Source organism: Nostoc sp. LPT, assembly GCF_017115165.1.
Classification (GTDB): Bacteria; Cyanobacteriota; Cyanobacteriia; order Cyanobacteriales; family Nostocaceae; genus Nostoc.
Map to the genome: position 1 here is coordinate 1 of NZ_JABXKF010000080.1, position 20,827 is coordinate 20,827.

16 protein-coding genes are annotated in these 20,827 nt (G+C 41.9%); 6 read left to right on the forward strand and 10 right to left on the reverse strand.

Features of this window, described 5'->3' with window-relative positions:
* Nucleotides 1–336: 336 nt before the first annotated feature.
* Nucleotides 337–1,662, reverse strand: coding sequence for a TIGR03279 family radical SAM protein (locus HWQ58_RS17165; RefSeq protein ID WP_292864891.1), 1,326 nt, complete (start codon nt 1,660–1,662; stop codon nt 337–339).
* A gap of 232 nt (nt 1,663–1,894) precedes the next feature.
* A complete protein-coding gene (locus tag HWQ58_RS17170) occupies nt 1,895–2,719 on the reverse strand; it encodes an undecaprenyl-diphosphate phosphatase (RefSeq protein ID WP_292864894.1) in 825 nt (274 codons plus the stop codon).
* 694 nt (nt 2,720–3,413) lie between these two features.
* On the opposite strand from HWQ58_RS17170, the gene HWQ58_RS17175 reads away from it, so the two are divergent.
* The 3 genes from HWQ58_RS17175 to nadB all read left to right on the forward strand — a co-directional run bounded on the left by HWQ58_RS17175 (nt 3,414) and on the right by nadB (nt 6,993).
* A complete protein-coding gene (locus tag HWQ58_RS17175) occupies nt 3,414–4,193 on the forward strand; it encodes a DUF3120 domain-containing protein (protein WP_292864897.1) in 780 nt (259 codons plus the stop codon).
* Nucleotides 4,194–4,728: 535 nt separating this feature from the next.
* Complete coding sequence (psbU, locus tag HWQ58_RS17180; protein WP_292864900.1) at nt 4,729–5,157, forward strand: photosystem II complex extrinsic protein PsbU; 429 nt, start codon at nt 4,729–4,731, stop codon at nt 5,155–5,157.
* Nucleotides 5,158–5,316: 159 nt separating this feature from the next.
* A complete protein-coding gene (gene nadB / locus HWQ58_RS17185) occupies nt 5,317–6,993 on the forward strand; it encodes an L-aspartate oxidase (RefSeq protein WP_292864903.1) in 1,677 nt (558 codons plus the stop codon).
* A gap of 156 nt (nt 6,994–7,149) precedes the next feature.
* On the opposite strand, the gene HWQ58_RS17190 is transcribed toward nadB, so the two are convergent.
* The 4 genes from HWQ58_RS17190 to btpA form a co-directional block, all read right to left on the reverse strand.
* Nucleotides 7,150–7,386, reverse strand: coding sequence for a hypothetical protein (locus HWQ58_RS17190; RefSeq protein ID WP_292864906.1), 237 nt, complete (start codon nt 7,384–7,386; stop codon nt 7,150–7,152).
* Between the two features lie 739 nt (nt 7,387–8,125).
* Complete coding sequence (locus tag HWQ58_RS17195; protein WP_292864908.1) at nt 8,126–10,330, reverse strand: CHASE2 domain-containing protein; 2,205 nt, start codon at nt 10,328–10,330, stop codon at nt 8,126–8,128.
* A gap of 533 nt (nt 10,331–10,863) precedes the next feature.
* Nucleotides 10,864–11,847, reverse strand: coding sequence for a vitamin K epoxide reductase family protein (locus HWQ58_RS17200; protein ID WP_292864911.1), 984 nt, complete (start codon nt 11,845–11,847; stop codon nt 10,864–10,866).
* Nucleotides 11,848–12,058: 211 nt separating this feature from the next.
* Nucleotides 12,059–12,907 carry a photosystem I biogenesis protein BtpA gene (gene btpA / locus HWQ58_RS17205; RefSeq protein WP_292864914.1) on the reverse strand — a complete coding sequence of 283 codons (849 nt, stop codon included), beginning with the start codon at nt 12,905–12,907 and terminating at the stop codon, nt 12,059–12,061.
* 755 nt (nt 12,908–13,662) lie between these two features.
* On the opposite strand from btpA, the gene rimO reads away from it, so the two are divergent.
* From rimO to HWQ58_RS17220, 3 genes are all read left to right on the forward strand, one after another.
* Entirely contained in the window at nt 13,663–14,982 is a 1,320-nt protein-coding gene (gene rimO / locus HWQ58_RS17210) for a 30S ribosomal protein S12 methylthiotransferase RimO (RefSeq protein WP_292864917.1), read from the forward strand.
* A 281-nt stretch (nt 14,983–15,263) separates the two neighbouring features.
* A complete protein-coding gene (locus tag HWQ58_RS17215; RefSeq protein ID WP_292864920.1) occupies nt 15,264–16,793 on the forward strand; it encodes a DEAD/DEAH box helicase in 1,530 nt (509 codons plus the stop codon).
* 217 nt (nt 16,794–17,010) lie between these two features.
* Nucleotides 17,011–17,589, forward strand: a complete 579-nt coding sequence (locus tag HWQ58_RS17220; protein ID WP_292864923.1) for a Uma2 family endonuclease — start codon at nt 17,011–17,013, stop codon at nt 17,587–17,589.
* A 10-nt stretch (nt 17,590–17,599) separates the two neighbouring features.
* Here the strand turns inward: HWQ58_RS17220 and HWQ58_RS17225 are convergent, their stop codons facing one another.
* From HWQ58_RS17225 to HWQ58_RS17235, 4 genes are all read right to left on the reverse strand, one after another.
* Entirely contained in the window at nt 17,600–18,547 is a 948-nt protein-coding gene (locus HWQ58_RS17225) for an aldo/keto reductase (protein ID WP_292864926.1), read from the reverse strand.
* A gap of 238 nt (nt 18,548–18,785) precedes the next feature.
* The gene (locus tag HWQ58_RS17230; RefSeq protein ID WP_292736759.1) at nt 18,786–19,010 is read right to left on the reverse strand and encodes a hypothetical protein; all 225 of its coding nucleotides are present in this window, start codon (nt 19,008–19,010) and stop codon (nt 18,786–18,788) included.
* Nucleotides 19,011–19,269: 259 nt separating this feature from the next.
* On the reverse strand, nt 19,270–19,623 hold the full coding sequence (locus tag HWQ58_RS38500) for an ATP-grasp domain-containing protein (RefSeq protein WP_366838125.1): 354 nt from the start codon (nt 19,621–19,623) through the stop codon (nt 19,270–19,272).
* Between the two features lie 205 nt (nt 19,624–19,828).
* The gene (locus tag HWQ58_RS17235) at nt 19,829–20,662 is read right to left on the reverse strand and encodes an Rpn family recombination-promoting nuclease/putative transposase (protein ID WP_292864928.1); all 834 of its coding nucleotides are present in this window, start codon (nt 20,660–20,662) and stop codon (nt 19,829–19,831) included.
* Nucleotides 20,663–20,827 lie beyond the last annotated feature (165 nt).

Consider the following 20,827-nt stretch of genomic DNA (forward strand, 5'->3'; position numbering starts at 1 on the left):
AAAATCGCTACACTCCACTATTTCTCATGCTTCCGCCTCCTTGTCACCCCTTCAGAAATTCAAGTTTATTAATTTTGGATTTAATATCCAAATGCTTAGATGAAAAAAAATGAGTTTAGATTCAAAGACTTGGATTAAGTAAAGTTAAAGTAGTAAGCAAAAAGACCTTGCATAACGCAGTTAAATTATTTCTAGTGTTTTCTAATAAAAATGATCTACAGCTTAATCTCTCCCGCAACCCCTCTCCTTGGTAATAATAGGGGTTGGAGGAGAGATTTTGATATATACTTCATTTACCTGGCAACTGCTATAAACTAAAGAGCTAATAAACAAAGCTTAAAGAATACAGGTATTGATTAAATCTTCAACTCCTCCTACTGGTAAGATTTTTGTCTCCAATTTACAGGCTAATTCTTCAATACTCATATCATCTAAAAATACCAATTCCCCATGTTTTAGCATTACATTTGGTAGTAAAATTCCATCTCCCAAATCTTGTCCTTGTAAGTTAAACAGTAAATCATGACCCGTTAGTAATCCTGTGACAGTAATATTTTGTCCCCAATAATCGCTGCATAAAGCACGCATATTTACTTTTAAACCTTCAATAGAATTTAACCGTTTCAAGATAGGTTGAAAGGCGTTTTCTACTGCGTTACCTACTACCCAAGTTAATTTTCTCTGAGGATGAACTTTTGGCGGTAGTAATTCTGTTGCAGCAGTTGCAAATTGCTTGATAAACAACTGAATTGAACCAACACCATTATCAATTTGGGGATACTCTTCATATTCAGATTCGCTCGGTAATTGCTCACCTGCAATCAAAAACCACTCATCAGCTAACCAAGCGACACTAGAGGAAAACTTTTGCCGAAATTGTTGCGAAAGTGTTCGCACTTGAGAAATTACTTCTTTCGCTTTTTCTCTGGTTACGGGTGTAAGTTCGTCTTCTGGAGGCCGAAACCTTGTCAATCCGACTGGCACAACTGCCACCGATGCTACCGCAGGCACTTCACCAGTATGAAAGGATGCTAAATCTTTTAGGGTTTGCTCCAGGTGTTCGCCATCATTTATACCAGGACAAACAACCACTTGAGCATGAATTTGTAGCCGTCTTTCTTGAAACCACTTGAGTTGTTGCAAGATTTGTCCCGCACGGGGATTTTTCAGCAGTCTAATTCTAACTTCCGCCTCCGTGGCATGAACAGAAACATACAACGGAGATAAGCGCATTTGTTCAATCCGCCGCCATTCTCTTTCTGGCAAATTGGTCAAGGTAAGATAAGAGCCATACAAAAAGCTTAAGCGGTAATCGTCGTCTTTAAAGTACAAGCTGGTGCGCTTACCTGGTGGCTGTTGGTCGATAAAGCAAAATGGACAGCGGTTATTGCACTGAATTAAGCCATCAAATAGGGCAGTTTCAAATTCTAGTCCTAAGTCTTGGTCGTAATCTTTTTCGATTTCCAGGCTATGAGTTTTACCAGCTGCGTCTAAAACTTCTAATTCCAAGACTTCATCAGCACACAAAAACTGATAATCAATTAAGTCGCGGGGGCGTGTACCATTGATTGCAACGATCGCATCCCCAGCTTCAAAACCAATCTCTGCGGCTATTGAGTCTGGAAGAACCTTGGTAATTCGGGCAGGATGAATGGTAGTCATGGGGAATAGGGCATTGGGCATTGGGCATTATAGCATTTATTAGTTGAGTCTAATACAGACTTAACCCCAGCCCCTTCCCTACTAGCGTTGGGGAGTAAAATTCAAAGCCTCTCTCCTTTTAGGAGAGAGGAATGGAAGTGAGGTTAGATTGTATTGCATACAAACGAGCGGTCGCTATAGTCATTTGTTTTGGATAAAAAACAAATGACTAATAACAAATGACTAATGACTATTATCCTTTCCAACCTGCTGCGATCGCTAGTAAGATCGTACTACCGAATGCTAATCTATACCATACAAAAATCAAAGTGTTTTTGGTTGCTAAGTATTTGATCAAAAATGCAATTGATAGGTAAGAAAAAATAAAGGTTGAAATAATTCCTACAATTAACAGTGCAACAATGTTATCTGGCAACTGGTGAGCTTGAAACAACTTGAATATTTTCAGGCTTTTATACAGCGTCGCAATGGTAAGAGTTGGAAACCCTAACAAAAATGAGAATTTTGCTGCTGTAGCGCGTTCTAATCCTAAAAATAAGGCAGTTGTCAACGTCGAACCAGAACGAGAAACACCCGGAATCAAAGCAAGTGTTTGTCCCAATCCAACTAAAATACCATCCCGAATCTGCAATGATTCAAAACCTCGCTTACGAGTGCCAATTTTTTCTGCCAGAGCTAGTAAAAGTGCCATGATAATTGACATGATGCCAATAATTAATGCACTCTCAGGTAAAATATCTTTTAAAAGGAAGCCGAAAATTAAAGCAGGCAGTGTTCCGACTACAATACCGACAAGAATTTTCCATTCTTCGCGTTCCCAGTCTTTGGCTTTTAGTGCTTCGATTCCACCTTTGACAATACTATAAATCAGTGACCAAAAAAACCCCACAATTGCAATAACGCTGCCAAATTGAATTGCATCAACAAAATCTTTAGAGCCTAGTTCTTTCCAGCCAAATAGCTTGGTAAAAATCAGAAGATGTGCAGTACTGCTGATTGGCAAAAACTCTGTAATACCTTGAACAATACCCAAAATAAAAGCTTGAATAAACTCCATTTGCAATTAATACCTTTTTCGTGTTTGAGACATTATTCTTAGGATGATGATGTTGTTTTATATACTCTCTCTTGCACCCAATCTTGTAGAAAACTCAATTTTACCGATCAATAACATCATCGAAGACGCTGACTATGTTCTTACACCCATCTCAATAAGTCAACGGAATTTTGTCAATTCATCAAACTTTAATATTTAGGGCACTGATGTCAGTTCACTTTTAACTGTTAAATTTTACCAAACTCAGTACTCAGTACTTAATTTTGAATAAATTAATACTTACTAAATACTTATCTACGTAGGTATTAGCCCCGCCCCTAGTGGGCGGAATCCTTTTCTCAGGAGAAGGTTGATACCCCGACGCCACTTGCTTTATGCCGGGAAACCCGTCCACCGCAGTGGCTCCCCCTCGTGGACGGTTTTTTAACTCTAAGCCGAGGCACGGGCTAAACGCCCCGCTTCCGCTAACGGAACTTTGCACTCTTCATTCACCTCTCTGTAGTCCTCTATTTATAAGGAACTACAGAGCAGTTATGTACATAGTGCAACTTTAATGGATTCCTTTGGCACAGAATCTTTTGTTTGATTTGCGCCAAGGCGCCTGAAAATTTCAGTATAATTGCAATGCCCCAGGGGGGGATTTTAAAGTGTGATATATTAAATAAGATAAAGTTTAGTAACAAATATTAAAAACTTGATTAATAATACACTGTCCTCCTACAGCGTTTCTACCCCTTCTATTGATACCGAGTTGGATTTAGCTGATACTGGGCTGAAGGGTATCAGGCAATTGGAATCTACACTCTCCTTTTCTCCCTCTCTTCCCTTATCTATTTCTGCCCGACAAAGTTGGTTAGTGTTTGCGGCGGCGGTGTTTTTGGTATCAGTGCCAGTATTTGTAGAAGCGCCAATAGTGCGATCGCTACCAAGTCTGAGTTTAGCCCTGACAGGATTTTGGGTATGGCTAAGTTTTGCCTTAATGTCACGTCCTGCAACTTATGTTTGGGGCGATTTGCTTTTAGGGTTTAGCTGGAGTTGGTTAGCAGGAGCGATTTACTGGGGCTGGTTACGTTGGGAACCTTTATGGCATCTGCCGGTGGAGTTTATCGGTTTACCGTTTGCTTGTTGGTGTCTGGCGAAGAATTGGGGCAAGGTAGGTAACTGGTTTTATTTAGGTTCTTTACTCGGTACAGTTGTAACAGATGTATATTTTTATATAGTAGATTTGATGCCCTATTGGCGGCAAATCATGAGAGTAGATGCAGATGTAGTACCGCAAATTTTACAAGATGCTCTCATGCAAGTACAAGCACCTTGGGGACAAACTTGGGCAATAATTCTCGCGGTAGTGCTATTAATAGTAGGAATTTCAGCTTTAGGTCGAAATCAAAGACACTGGTATGCCTTTGGTGGCGCAGTTTTAAGCACAATTTTGGTAGACAGCCTATTTTTGTTAGCTGCGATCGCAGCGTGAAGAAGGCAGGAGACACTATATGTTGCAATAAGCGTGTAGTAGGCTTCTCTTTCAGAAACTTTTCCCAGCCCAATCTACGACACATCAAAAATGATGCTGTAGATAATTAATTAGTTAAGAAATATTACATAAAATCCATCAGCATCAAGTCTTTTTTGGTAAAGTTTTCGATCTTAGAAATCGTGCAGTTTGGTGTCTGCGTGAAAGGTAGAATCAGCTACCCTCAAAAGATTTCATCTCACTGGGAATGCTACTGGGATCGTGGATGCAACGCTATTGCAGCTATGCATGTACTCTTTCCACGATGAAAATTTTTGCCAAAAGTATAGTCAAACCCAGTAACGGTAAATATTGTGGATATTAATACGCTGTATATTAGTTTCTGAAGACTGCTGTGTTGACTAAGCTATCAGCTTTTGTCCTTTGTCCTTTGTTCTTGGCGCTCTCACGTAGGGTATGACTAATGACTAATGACTAATGACTACTGTTAGCTTAAAACTTTTATTTCTGTTTGATGGAAAGAGGTAGAAAAATCGTGAAAGGATTGGCGCGTTTATTAACAGTGTTTAGTTTGTTACTTAGTTGCTGGGGATGGTTGGGAACAACTCAGATAGCCCAAGCTGCTAGTTTCAACAGTTTTGCTTTTCCCCAAGTCCCAGTTCTGGCAATTGAGCGGCAGAATCGGGCAGACGCTAAACTAGGAACGGAGTTTGGTAAAAAAATTGATTTGAATAATACCAACGTCCGAGCTTTTCAACAGTTTCCAGGGCTTTATCCCACCCTAGCTAAGAAAATCATCACCAATGCTCCCTACCAAAAGGTAGAGGATGTATTGGATCTTCCAGGATTAAGCGATCGCCAAAAACAAACTCTGCAAGCCAACTTCGATAAATTCACCGTGACAGAACTAGAGCCTGCCTTCAATGAAGGAGACGATCGCTTTAACAACGGTATCTACAGATAACTGAATTGCAGTTAATGTAGCAAATAGCAGCCCACTCCTGATTCTAGGGAGTGGGAGTATTTTATTAGAGATGAGGGGGATGAGGGAGACAAAGTAAAATTTCTTCCTTGTCCCCCCCTGCTCCCCCTGCTCCCCTGCTCCCCTTTCTCCTGCATTACCTTGTCTCAGATAGATATTCCCAGCCAATTTGATGTCTTAGTAGTCGGCGCTGGTGCTGCTGGACTATACACAGCGCTGTGTCTACCAGAATCCTTGCGAGTCGGCTTGATTACCAAAGAAACCGTTGCTTTGTCCGCCAGCGATTGGGCGCAAGGTGGCATTGCCGCAGCGATCGCCCCAGAAGATTCTCCAACACTGCACATTGAAGATACGATCCAGGCGGGTGCCGGTTTATGCGATCGCACCGCTGTCGAATTTCTCGCCCAACATGCCCCTAGCTGTATTCAATCCCTAGTTAACTTGGGGGTCGCTTTTGACCGTCATGGTCAAGCTTTAGCTTTAACTTTGGAAGCCGCCCATTCTCGCCGTCGTGTTCTCCACGCTGCTGACACTACAGGCAGGGAAGTTACTACCACCCTTACCGCCCAAGTATTACGTCGCCAAAATATTCAAGTCATTCAGCAGGCTTTAGCTTTGAGTTTGTGGATTGAACCTGAAACTGGTCGTTGTCAAGGAATTAGCCTGTTTTATCAAGGTAAAATTACATGGATAAGAGCTGGTGCTGTGGTACTGGCAACAGGCGGCGGTGGTCAGGTATTTGCCCAAACCACTAACCCGGCTGTGAGTACAGGTGATGGGGTAGCGATCGCAGCTCGAGCTGGGGCTATCCTCCGCGATTTAGAATTCGTCCAATTTCACCCCACCGCCCTCACTAAACCTGGTGCCGATCGCTTCTTGATCAGCGAAGCTGTACGCGGCGAGGGGGCACATCTCATCGATAATCAAGGGCGACGTTTTGCCTTTGACTACCACCCTGCGGGTGAACTTGCACCTAGAGATGTGGTCAGTAGAGCAATTTTCAGTCATTTGCAACGTACCGCCCTTGATTTGGCTACTGCCCATGTGTGGTTGGATATGCGCCCTATTCCCGCTGACAAGATTCGTCACCGCTTTCCCAATATCATCAAAGTTTGTCAGCATTGGGGGGTTGATGTCTTCCACGAACCAATTCCTGTAGCCCCAGCTGCCCATTACTGGATGGGTGGAATTGTTGCGGATCTGATGAATCGCACCAATATCTCCGGTTTGTACGCAGTAGGTGAAACCGCTAGTACAGGTGTGCATGGGGCAAATCGCCTTGCCAGTAATTCCCTGTTAGAATGTATTGTGTTTGGGGCCCAGATGGCTAATATTGAGTTAGAAAATATTGGGCTGTCCTCAGAAATACCAGTGCTGCCATTACGGAAATTTAATGCTGATACTAGTGAGTGGCACATCCAACAAGCACAGCTAGAAGCACTTAGGGAGAAGCTACCACGTCTAGTGTGGGAAAGTGCTGGTATTTGTCGAGAGCAATCAAGGCTGGAAACTGCGATCGCTACTATTGAATCTTGGCAGCAAGATTTCGCTGCCTTGCCTTTAAGTCAATTCTTGCTTGCTTTACGTCCAGCAGAACCCGCTAGTTTTGACCTACCAGATGTTGAACGGCAATTGGGACTTTGGGCAGAAACCCGCAATTTATTAGATGTAGCTGATTTAATTCTCAAAAGTGCTGCTTTTAGAACCGAAAGCCGAGGCGGACACTTCCGTTTAGATTATCCTCAACCAGACTCAAATTGGCAAGTCCACACACTTATACAAACAAATCATTGGTGGAAATCTCGATTATTGTCTTAAATAAACTACCTTAAAGAGCTTGACGGTTTTCGCAATCCTAAGCATAACATCTTGCAATAAGCCGCTAAATATAAAGATGTGGTGTCCAAGACAAGACGGTACCTAACTAATTGCGCTGCTCTACGACAATCTAAAATCTAAAATTCAAAATTGCCATCAGCGGGTGCCGCTACCATTATGACTATCGGGACCACCATTATTTGGTGGAATGTATATGTCTTTTAAATTTTGAGAATTGACCTTGCGGGCGATTAAGGTGTTACTGCTAGTAGGGCCAAAAGAATTAGCACTTGCAGTATTGAATATACCTACGCAAGCGGCAACTTTTGGTATCAGTATGTAAGCACCTATGCAGAATATCATAAACTTTGTGATTCGGAAGTTAGTCTTCATATATTTCAGTAAATTTACTACTTTTTCTTTCCAAAACGTATTTTTTTCTCTGTACCGTATATTTACTGGTCTTTTTGAAAAAAGTTTTAACTTTATGAAATTATTGCTGGTACTGTACAAATCATTGTGGTATTCGCTTGTAGATTCACCTTAATTTGCCGATTTAAATGGTCTTTATATTTAAGTGGTATTATGAATGAGCGGTTTTTACATCAGTCTCAGGTTAGATATGCTAATGAGTCAATGTAAGTATTTTGTTTAATTCACTATTTATTAATAATATCTTAATATTATTAAGTATAAACACTATGTTTAATAAATTAAGGGTTCAGGAAAACATGAAATAATACTTATTTAATTGTATAGTTTAAGATTTAATGGTTAAAGATATGTAAAGTTAAAATAACATATTTGTTAAAATATAAGGATTTTAAAACATAATAGTAGCGTAATAACCGAACAAGTAGAAGTAAAATTTAAATTGTATTTATAAATACTTTAAAAAATATTTTACTAAATATCTCTGATGACTAATTACTTTCTGACATAAGTTATGAGGTTTAGTCTTCAAGCAAAAAAGTCTTGCTAGTCCTAGATCTTGGCTAAAAAGTTACCTCGTAATATATACGCTATATTTTGTCAAGACAGTACCTTAGACGTGTCTCTAGTCTAAATTCCTAATTTGAAGGTAAAAATTGTGACTACAGTGAAAAAATCTGGAGACTTGACTATTGACTAATTAAGCAAACTCGTAGCGATTTTTACCCAGGCGCTTGGCACGGTACATTGCTGTATCAGCTTGTTTAATCAAAGTTTCACTATCTTGACTGTTGTATGGATAAACACTAATGCCAATACTGGCAGAGACTCGGATTGTGTAGCCGTCCAAAACAATTGGCTTGGTAATACTGCTTAAAATTTTTTCGGCGACTTGACCAGCTATTTGGTCATCAGGAATTGCCCGTAAAATCACAGTAAATTCATCGCCACCCAAACGAGAAACTGTATCACTAGTGCGTAAAGAGTTGCTGAGTCTTTCAGCAATAGTCATTAGCAAGCGATCGCCCGTCTTGTGTCCCAAAGTATCATTGACTTGCTTAAAGCCATCTAGATCGATAAACAGCAGTGCCAGCAACAAGTTATTGTGTTGTGCCCAATGTAAGGACTCGTAAAGTTGTTCGGCAAAAAATTTGCGATTGGATAAACCGGTCAGGGGGTCGTGATACGCTAAATAACGTAAGTGGTCTTCTTTGAGTTTTAATTCATTGTTAGAGCGGAATAGTTCAGCAGCAGTACGCTTAAGCTGTTCTTCCATCAACTTGCGCTGAGTAATATCCCGGATGACACCAACTAAAAAGAAATTACCGGCCGAGTCTTTGTGAAGCGATCGCTTAGTGGCAATCTGATGAGTCTGTCCATCAGCATTTGTAAATTCTTCTTCATGTTCCTGGGGTTGCTGAGTCCGAAAAACAAGATCGTCCTGTTGTCGAAACACATCAGCTTCATGTATTGGGAAAAAGTCATAGTCTGACTTTTCAATTAATAACTTATTTGGATAACCGATAAATCGACAATACGCCTCATTTAAAACAATCCACTGATGTTGTTCATTTTTCACAAAAATTGGATCGGGAATCGTGTTGATAACGTGATGCAAAAATTCTTTGGAACGTTTCCACTCTTCCTGCATGTGAGCAATATGACTAGTTATCCAAATAGCTGAAGTGCCAAAGCAAACCAGTGAGGGAATGAGTGGTATCCACCAACCGTACAAGAAAGCCAGGTATGCACTCACGGTCAATACAAAGCAAGAAACTAGGATACAGAGAAGACTCCTAGTTGCGTTTCGTATTCGCCATATCGTCACGGCTCCTAGATAAGACCAAACAAAAACCCACAAGTATTCCATCAAGTCAGGCCAAACTTTGAGTAATGGTCTTCCATCAACAGCAGCAGAGATTAACTCACTAATAAAATAAGCCTGCAATTGAATACCAGGTACAGGCTCTGCTAGACCCATTACACTGCTGGAGTAGGGAATAAATACAAAATCTAGGAGACTGGGTGCAGTGGAGCCAATAAGTATAATCCGATCTTTGATTAAGTTTGCTTTGACTTTATCTGCCAGTACATCTCTCATCGATACCTGGCGAAAACTACAAAGTTGCTTAGATGAAATTTGACATTTAGGTTTGGGAAAATTGCTTAAAATTTGGTAGCCTCTAGCATCAGCTCCCACATAAGCACCATCATTAGTCTCAAAACGAGTAAATGCTGCCTTACCCAATTGCAAATACTCAGGGTTACTTTTTGCTTTGGTGGGAGTAATTCCCTTTGACTTTAAATACAATAAAGCCAACTTCAAGGCAAAACTTTCGTGTACTTGATTTTTAACGTGCCAATACAACAAACTGCGACGCACTTTACCATCAAGATCGTACAGCACGTTATTAAAGCCTACTTGATCCTGATTTAGTCCTTGTGGAGGCAAAACACTAACGTTTTTGTTTTTGTCATTTGCCAGTAGCTGAATACCAATCAAATTGGGCATTAACTTATAAGCATTACGAAGTTCTTGATTACCAGATCCTACTGGCAAATCTCGGTAGATATCTAAGCCAATAGCACGGGGTTTGTGGACGTTCAATTTTTGTAACAACTCGGCAATCTTCGCATCTGGAATCGGCCACGAACCTACTTTCTTTAAATCGGCTTCATCAATCCCTACGATGGTAATACGCTCTTCTGGCGGTTCATTTGGACGTAAGCGGAAAAATTGATCCAAAGCTGCCAACTCCAAAGATTGCAATAATCCAATGGAGTGCAAAAGCAGGACGCAGACTGCAACGCTGGCCGCAGTAATCAATTCTCTGTGTCCTCGACTAAGCGATTGTTTCAGTCTAAAGATTAACTTCACAAAACGCTTGCCTAGCTGCTGATTCATTCCCATCACCTAATAGGCAGAAATATTCTCTATAGGAGTCCTAAATCATTTGTGAAATATTTTTCTGTTGGCTGTCATTAGTCATTTGTCCTTTGTAATCACAGATGACAAATGACCAAGGACGACCATAATAAAAATTTTCACGATCTTATTTAGGATTGCTATATTTTTTATAGCTATTAACTATCGGACTAACATAGCTCAAATAGGAGCTAAATAGAGTTTCTAAAAATTTTTCAACTCAGCAAGGTTCTTTAAGACATGGTTCAAGCCTGACATGATTACATCCCAAGGTAGCTCTCAAGTGTTATAAAAAGAAATTAAAATATACATTATTTTTAAGTAAATATATTTATTTGATTTCCTTGAGCTTAAGTATTTGCAGATAAAAGCCGCAGGAAAATTGGTAATTGGGCATTGGATAAGACCTAATTATCTGTTACCAAAAACAAAAAAGCCAACTGGAAACAGATTTTACTGTATTCATCCAGTTGACTATGGAGTGTAAACTACTGAAAATCAGTGTAGGTACTTTACTTAAAATACTTGAAGTTACGAGGCCCTGTGTAACCAGAAACTTTCGCTAGTTCCTCTAAGTTTTGGACTCCGCTATAGCTTTTACCATTAACGATCCAAGTGGGGAAACCTTCAATTTTTGCGGCTTTACAGAGTTCTGGTTGAGCTTTGAGTCCATCGGCGGCGCACTCTATCTTAATACCATTATTGATTATTTCCTCAGCTTCTTTACCAAAAAGCAGCTTTTGTTCATGACAGTGAGGACACCAGTAAGCGCTGTATTCCTTCGCACCTACCTTTGCCAGATGGCGTGCTAAGGCTATTTCTGCCTCACCAGAAGTAGTGGTAACTTCCCAACCGAACGCAGGGTTGGGGTTTTCCTTGGGAGTAAAGGTAATTTTTGTTGGTTGTCCAGGAGTTCCAGGTGTAACATCTGATTGGTTTACGCCAGCATAGACGCCTAAAGTACCAATCAGCGTTACCATCCCTACAATCAGGGCGGTAAAGAAGATTTGTCCAATATCCTCCCAAGTCCGACCGATAATCGTTAGTACCAAAAGACTCAGGGAGAACAAAGCTGAACCGATACAGTAAAGACAAATAGCTTTGATTTGAGATGTCAGCACATACATTAAGTAGCCGCTAAAAACAGACATAGCGATCGCACCTACCAGTAGCAGCCACCATGTCCAATTTTCCAATTGTTTGCGGTTATTGTTTTCTGCTGAGTTGAATACCAAGGGAGCCAAAGCCAATATCACCATACTGGTATATGCCAAAAACCCAAACAAAGCTAATGGCTGACCAAAAACCGTTGCCCAAGGACTGGAAAGCACATCATTACAGCCCTTAGCACCAGCCTGTGCCACACAAGCGGCACTGCCTCCGGTTAACTTTTCTATAGTGAGATAACCTGTTATCAGGGCACCACATCCAGCGATCGCGGCAATCAATGGACGTGACCATTTATGAATCCAAGGAGTAGAACGACGGCGAATCATAAATTGTTATTGGTTAATGGGCATTGGGGAGCCACTGCGGTCTTGGGGTCTCCCCAAGTGGAGCAAGTGGCGTCATAGGGCATTGGGCACTTGTACTGAGCGATTTGCCCTCTTGGTAGTCGTTGGCGCAGCCTAAGAAGAGAAGGGAGTCGAAGTATTGGGCATTGGTCAATCGAGTATTAATTATTTTTCCCCATGCCCTATACCCCATTCAAGAATGTAACTTCACTTGTTCTGCTGATTTGCTTTCACCTTTGGAGTTCCAATTGCGACGTGCGGCTTCCACAAATTGACTGACGCGAATTGGGTCAATTGGTTGCTCTATGCGTCCATGACGTTTCAGGGAACTGGAAACTATTACACCATCTGCTGCCTGCATCAATGTATCAATATTTTCCCAATTCGCCCCACTACCGATGAACACTGGCGTACCCTTTGCTGCACCACAAGCTAGTTCCAAATCTTCTAAGTTAGGAGGACTACCAGTAGCCCAGCCCGATAAAATCACTCCGTCTGCTAAACCCCTTTCAATGGTGTCTTTCACGGCGACTGTGAGATTTGGAGAACTCAAAGGACGGGCGTGTTTCACCAACACATCGGCCAGGATTTTAACATCACAGCCCAACTCCCGTCGATAGCGGAGTAGTTGATGGGCTTCTCCCTCAATTAATCCTTGGTCAGTTGCCATTACCCCTGTGAGGACGTTGACACGGATAAATTGTGCCTGTACACAGCTAGCGATCGCTATTGCACTTTTGGCATCATTTCGCAATACATTTAAGCCTATAGGCAAAGTCACCAAATTCTGTATCCGCTGCACCACAATGGTCATGGCACTCACCACCACTGGATCGACTTGGTTTTTGGTAAACGGCGCGTCGAAAAAATTCTCGACAATCAGACCGTCAACCCCTCCACTTGCCAGGGCTGCGGCTTCTTGTTCGGCACGGTCAATCACTGCTTTTAGGCTACCTCCCCAACGGGGTGAGGCAGGCAGTGGTAGCAGGTGAACCACGCCAATAATTGGTGAGCGAGTTTTAAATATCTGATATAAGTCCACGTCTTTAATCCGCCTCGCGGAGTCCAGAGTCCAGAATTTTTTGACTATTGAACGCCAGCTCAACACCACTCCCCTGAAAGTCGGGAACCTCTATATAAGGGTGGCTCTTCAACGGGCAAAACCCCGCACGTGACTGGCTCCTTTTGACCCTTGACTCTTGACTTTTCATTAACTAGTCAAATGTGTTTTATGATAGTCGGTTTGTTGCCTCTTTCCTCAGATGGAAATTGGCGTCAAACCTCCCATAAGATATGTTAAGATAAAACCTGGCTACAAGAGGAGTTTGCCACTCACTAGACGCAAGGCAGCTTTCCGTGGTTTAGGCGTCTTGTCCGCGCACTGTCGTAGGACTTGCCGATCGCCAGGGTAGCATTACTGCTTTATAGGCGTAGTCGCTTTCGTCGATTTCCCTGAGGGTAGCGACTTCTCACAACAAGCCCTTTGGGCGGCTTCCCGATGGGTAGGTTAACAACGCACACGCTGTGGTAATGTAAAATACCAAGAGGCGAATTGTTAAAAAACATGACAAGTGTCAAATGTACCCAAAGACACTTCAATTTACCCTGGGGAACAGATTGATAAAAATATCATAACATGACCTCTATTTTTATTATTGATAGAGTCATAATTCTATGGATTGCTGACAGTGGGAATCTGCCACTGTACTGTTATTAGAAGGATAGCGATCGCGAAAAAGCGAAATGAGTGCACAAATGTTTGACTACAAGAAAAAAAAATGAAGATATTTTCAAAATATGGGTGACAAGCCAACAATTGCCATTTCTCACTTGGGCTGCGAGAAAAATCGAATTGATACAGAACACATGCTGGGAATGCTCGTAGAAGCAGGCTACGGTGTAGATACAAATGAAGAGTTAGCAGATTACGTTATTGTTAATACTTGTAGTTTTATTGAAGCGGCCCGGCAAGAATCTGTCAGAACTTTAGTAGAACTGGCAGAGGCAAATAAAAAGATCGTAATCACTGGCTGTATGGCGCAACACTTCCAAGAACAACTTTTGGAGGAGTTGCCTGAAGCAGTAGCCGTTGTGGGTACAGGCGATTATCACAAAATTGTAAATGTAATTGAGCGTGTAGAACAAGGCGAGCGGGTCAAACAGGTTAGTATAGAGCCAACCTACATTGCCGACGAAACTACACCGCGCTATCGCACTACAACGGAGGGCGTAGCTTACCTCCGGGTTGCGGAAGGATGTGATTATCGTTGTGCATTTTGTATAATTCCTCATCTTCGAGGAAACCAGCGATCGCGTACTATTGAATCTATCGTCGCCGAAGCGGAGCAGTTAGTTAGTCAAGGGGTAAAGGAAATTATTCTAATTTCCCAAATCACCACTAACTACGGTCTAGATATTTACGGTAAACCAAAATTAGCCGAATTACTTCGCGCTTTGGGGAAAGTAGATATACCGTGGATCAGAATGCATTACGCTTATCCCACGGGACTGACCCCAGATGTGATCGCGGCCATCCAAGAAACGCCCAACGTTTTGCCTTACCTGGATTTGCCATTGCAGCATTCTCATCCAGATGTTCTCCGCGCCATGAACCGTCCTTGGCAAGGACGTGTAAATGATGGGATTATAGATCGCATCAAAACGGCGCTACCAACAGCCGTACTGCGGACAACATTTATTGTTGGTTTCCCAGGAGAAACTGAAGAGTATTTTGAGCATCTACTAGAGTTTGTTCAACGGCATGAATTTGACCATGTTGGTGTTTTCACCTTTTCCTCTGAGGAAGGAACTCCAGCTTACAAGTTGCCAAATCAGTTGTCCCAAGAGGTGATGGAGGATCGCCGATACCAACTGATGGAACTCCAGCAACCGATTTCTCAAAAGAAAAATCAACAGGAAGTAGGCAAAATAGTCGATGTCCTGATTGAGCAAGAAAATCCTGAAAGTGGTGAATTAATCGGTCGTTCAGGTAGATTTTCCCCAGAGGTTGATGGTCTGGTGTATGTCAAAGGCCAGGCAAAGTTAGGAACCATCGTGCCAATAGCGATTCACCACGCTGATACATACGACCTCTATGGTCAAGTAGTCAATAACTAAATTGTCCTTTGTCTTTTGTCTTTTGTCCTTTGTTAAATGACCCTTACAGATTCACCCTTATCCCAAGCTCAACGCTGCATTAATGGCAGTTTTCATGAGGGTTTACCTGAAATTCGGGGACTCACTCGTGGGCATAGCTTCTCTAAGATTTGAGGCTTTGCTATCGCCCTTGGCTGACTAACTAGCCAATAACTAATGACTAATGACTAATGACTAATGACTAATAACTAATGACTAAATGACTAATCCAATAATCCTTACATAAAATTTAGGACGAATTAATGACTCTTTCATTTCAAGAATTAGGTATTTCCCAAGAACGTGTCGAACAACTAGAAAAAATTGGTTTTACCGAACCAACTAACATTCAAGTGCAAGCAATTCCCCAATTGCTAGCCGGTCGTGATGTGGTAGGTCAATCTCAAACTGGAACAGGCAAAACGGCAGCATTTTCACTGCCAATTTTAGAACGGCTAGATATTAATCAAAAAGCCGTACAAGCCATAGTTTTAACACCAACTCGTGAATTAGCGATGCAAGTTCACGATGCGATCGCCCAATTCATCGGCAATGAAGGATTGCGGGTGTTAGCAATTTACGGTGGTCAATCAATTGACCGTCAAATGTTACAACTCAAACGTGGCGTTCACATGGTCGTGGGCACTCCCGGACGGGTGATTGATTTGCTCGATCGCGGCTGTTTAAAGCTCGATCAAGTCAAGTGGTTTGTATTGGATGAAGCTGATGAAATGTTGAGCATGGGCTTTATCGACGATGTAATCAAAATCCTCTCGCAAGCGCCCGTAGATCGCCAAACAGCTTTATTCTCGGCAACCATGCCACCATCGATTCGGATGTTGGTGAACAAGTTCTTGCGATCGCCTGCAACTGTCACCGTTGAGCAACCAAAAGCCGCTCCCAACAAGATTAATCAGGTAGCTTACCTGATTCCTCGCCACTGGACAAAAGCCAAAGCTTTACAGCCAATTCTGGAAATGGAAGATCCAGAAACAGCTTTAATCTTCGTCCGCACCAGACGCACAGCCGCAGAACTCACCAGTCAGTTACAAGGGGCTGGTCACAGTGTCGATGAATACCACGGTGACTTGTCTCAACAAGCACGGGAACGGTTATTAGTCAGATTCCGTAACCGTCAAGTTCGCTGGGTGGTAGCAACTGATATTGCAGCCCGAGGGTTAGATGTCGATCAACTCTCCCATGTGATCAACTACGACTTACCCGATAGCGTAGAAACCTACGTCCATCGCATTGGTCGTACTGGTCGTGCTGGTAAGGAAGGAACAGCAATTTCTTTAGTACAACCATTTGAGCGGCGCAAACAGCAAACATTTGAACGTCATAACCGCCAAAGTTGGCAATTGCTGACCATTCCTACACGCGCCCAGATTGAAGCGCGACACATCCTGAAATTGCAAGAACAGGTGCGGGAAGCTTTGACAGGTGAGCGTTTAGCTTCATTCCTGCCGATTGTTAGCGAACTAATTGAAGAATACGATGCTCAAGCGATCGCCGCAGCTGCACTGCAAATCGCTTACGATCAAACTCGTCCCGCTTGGTTGAGTTCAGATGTGGAAATTCCCCAAGAGGAATCTTCTGCTCCCAAACCAAGACTCAGTAAGCGTCGCGAATCTTCCAGCGATCGCCCCCGTTCTGCATGGAAATCAGATAGCAACAATGGTGAAGAAAGACATTCTTCTCCCAAGCCAAAACTGCGCACAAGTGGGCAGGATTCTTCTGTATCTCCTAGTAAAAAGATAGGTTCACCTACAGCTAGAGAATCAGCTTCTTAGTCAACAGTTAGAAGTTAATCAATTTTGGATTTTAGATTTTTAGATTTTTTCTGCAATCCAAAATCCAAATATAAAATTGAGAGTTGAGAGTTGAGAGTTGAAAGTTGAGAGTTAAGAGTCAAGATTTTGGCTTTAGCTCTTGACTTTTTGGCTTTTTGGATAATTTCTTCTACCCGTTTGTAGGAAGATAAATTAAAGATGGATTCTTCGTGGTCTTATGTTCACTATTCCAGACTTAGAGCAACTACAAGCAGAGCATCCAGAATGGCAGATGGAGCTAGTAGACGGAACTATACTTCTTATGGGCCCATCAGATTATGAGTCAGACGAAATAGGTGCTGAGTTAGTTAGATTACTCGGCAACTGGGTGCGCCCACAGCGGCTAGGACGGGTGACTGGTTCTAGCGCTGGTTTTATTTTGCCTACATTAGAAACTGATAATGGGAAAGAAGCTGAGAACGAAAAACGAAATCTCCGCGCTCCCGATGTATCTTTTGTTCGTGCTGATAGACTTAAAACAAGCAAGCGCGACTTTGTGGAACTGGTGCCTGATTTGATGGTAGAGATAAAATCTAAGTTAGACCGGATCAAACCACTCGTAGAAAAGATTCAGCTATTCCTACAACTTGGATGTACAGTTGGTATCCTGGTTGATCCTGACAAATTGACGCTCACAGTTTATCGACTCAACCAAGAACCAATAGTTTTGCACGACAACGACAAACTGACACTACCAGACTTACTACCAGGTTGGGAGCTAGTAGTGTCAGAAATTTGGCCGCCTGTGTTTGAGTAGTTCAAAAACATTACAGCCAAGAACGACTAACTAGTTCTAATTCTCCAATTTCATCGTCGCTTAATCTCCAGCCCAAAGCACCAGCATTCTGCCGCACCTGTTCGGCTGTCTTCACCCCAGCAATAGGAATAACGTTCCCCTGAGCAATTAACCAGTTGAGAGCAACTTGGGCAGGGGTGCGATCGTATTTTTCCCCGAAGTTGCGTAGCAAAGATATGACTGGGGCAATTTTTTGCAAGCCTTCTTTCTTAAATCGGGGGTCTATTTTCCTGGCACCAGTGGGGGTTTCAGCAGTATCAATACTGTACTTGCCAGTCAGTAATCCCTGTGCTAAAGGACTATAAGCCAAGATAGTTACACCCAACTCACGTGCAGTTGTGATAATACCTTTGCTTTCAACTTGGCGACTGAGTAAAGAATAGCGCACTTGGTTCACAGCCAAAGGCACTCCACGGGCCGCCAATATTTGATGTGCGTCACGCATTTGCTCTGCTGAGTAATTACTCACACCGACTGCGGCAATTCTGCCCTGCTTCACTTCATCCGCTAGGGCATTCATCAAAGTTTCTTGACTTAAAAAGAAGGCAAAAGGCCAATGCACTTGATACAGGGCGATTCGCTCAAGTTGTAGCCGTTTGAGGCTGGCTGTTAAAGCATCTGAGACGGATTGGGCTGTAAATCGCCACGGTAGTGGGCCAAATTTTGTGGCGATTTGTACAGGTTGTTGTGTCTGTTGCAGAAATTGTCCCAAAAATTTCTCGCTCTTTCCCATTCCGTAGACTTCGGCAGTATCAAAGAAGGTAATACCAGCTTCTAAGGCTGCGATAAAGGCTTCTTGTAACTGTTCTGGGCCGTAGCGATCGCCATAATTCCAAAATAGTTTATCACCCCAAGCCCAGGTGCCTATACACAAGGGTGTAACAACTGGGCCATTTTGCCCCAATGTGATGTTTTCCACGGTTGCAAAATTTAGTTTATTTACATTTCTTTACTTTTATAGTGTATCGTTATAGACAAAATACGGTGCGATCGCCACCACTTGGCTGCAAATCTTGTGGTGCGACGCCGAATAGCCCCTCGTAGACATCGCGGCTTTGCATAAAGGTTTACAAATTACACCAGAGAATCTACTATTCTCAGAATTAAGGGAGGCTAATAACCTCCCTTTAATAATAGTTGAGTGTATTTACTTATATTTAAGAATTAGATGATTTATCCTGCTTGGCTTTTTTGATTAATTCCATATAGACATTAATCTCACTAATTTCTACGTCATGCTCAACCCTGGTTACTTTCCATCTTTCCTTTTTTAGGTAAACTTCCTCTCCTACTCTGGGAGTAAATTGGAGATCATAGAACTTTTTTAGAAAATCTTTTTGATTTTCTTCCCATAATATTACTTTGACTGGTTCTTTACTCATTGCTTATGCCTTTTTGATTACTAGATGAAGGTAAGTAGTTTGATGACATACATACGGCAAGTTTATCTTACTAATTCAATTGAATAGCGTAGTTAAAACCACATTTTCACATTGATATTTTTATGTGGCTTGATTGCGTCTCTTCAAGTTAAAGATTTTTTATTTTTATTTCCATCAACTCTCATCAACAACAAGAAGGCATATAACTTTCTAGTTGAGTGGCTGCAAAATCTTAAAACTTCATATCAAAGTGCGCTCGTTAAAAGCTCCTCCCATCTTGCCAAAATATGTCTGTGTAGTTCTTCTTATCAATTTTGTATGCTCCAATCGCAAAACCATCGTTCATTTCTACGAGAGTGGTTTGTCCAGAATCTAAAACTCCAAAATCAATTGCATATCCTGCATAGGATTCTTTTGCATTCTCTAGAGCTTGAATAGTGCATATAACTTTATCAATATCTAGTAGAACATTGGGGTTTCCATCATAATGATCAATGCTTCTAATTTGTGAGTGAACAACATAAACTCGGTACTCACTTACCCAAGAGACAACTTCTGTTTCTGAATTTAGTCTTTTTTCAAGCTTTTTTATAATTTTCGGACTTGAGGTGATCGCTCTCTTACCTCCTACAGAATCAAGCTTTGCTCTCTAACCTCTGTAGCTTTTGCTCTACAATGAAGTGAAGAATCTAGCAGCTTAAATAGGGATTAATTTATCGTAAATAAATTAATTCGCAATTGATAATGACGCTCGTGGACTCATTAGCGCAGCGTTAGCAAGTCCGTGAGCGTTATTAGTAATTAATTAAATGTCCATTCTATGTGCTTGACCGTGCAGCAATCTGGACAGCTTCTATATCAACATTGAGATGTTGTGCAATCTGCTCCACACTCATCCCTGTTTGTAGTAACAAAGGCACGGTAAGTTTCAACATTTCAGCTTCCCGTTCTTCTCGACCTTCTTCTCGACCTTCTTCTCGACCTTCTTCTCGACCCTCGGCTTTCGCTTCTTGATAAACTCTTGTTTGCTCCAAAGTCAGTCCTAGCATAGCTTCAACTTCCTCTCTACTCAACGAAGAAAACTTATAAACGGCGATTGTGGTTATGATGTCTAGTATTTCGTTTTTCGGCAGTGTGTCCGTTTCCTCTAATTTTAACCGCTCAATCAATAGACGAGCTTCCTTTGCCATCACTTCATCCGATGCTAGAGTCAACTGCATCAAGTTGATGCCTATTGGCTGCTGATTAGTCGCGCCTAACTCATCTAAATAGATGCGCTGCACTTGGTCGCTGTTGAGAAATATTCGATGAGTTTTTTGATCGCTTGGTTCCAAGGAGCGTGATGAAAAAATTACCACACAGAACCAGTCATCGTATTGAGAACGATTCCGGTTCAAGTACATCAGCGACTCGGTAAAGAATCGATAGTAAAGGGCTTCATCTTTTTGGAATTGAACTTCAGCAAAAAAGATCACCCTCAATGTTGCATCCTCTGGAGGTAAAAACACACCATTGATGCGAAAAGCGGTTTCTTTGACTTCAACTGATTCAAATCGATAATTTTGCCCTTGCAGAGGAGGATTATCAACTAGTTCAAAGAGTAACCCAGGAAAGCGTTTAAAAATTTGATAGTAAATGGAGTCTCGTTTCACTACTTCATCCTAAAATTCTCTCGTTATCCGATCACGGATTACAACCAAGCCCTAAAGACTGAAGGGGTGACAAAGAAGCTAAAAAGCAGATTGGATAAGGAACATAGCACGCAGACCCTTCTGAAAATAGGGTAATTTATTGGGCTTTAAACGCATAAGCTCATG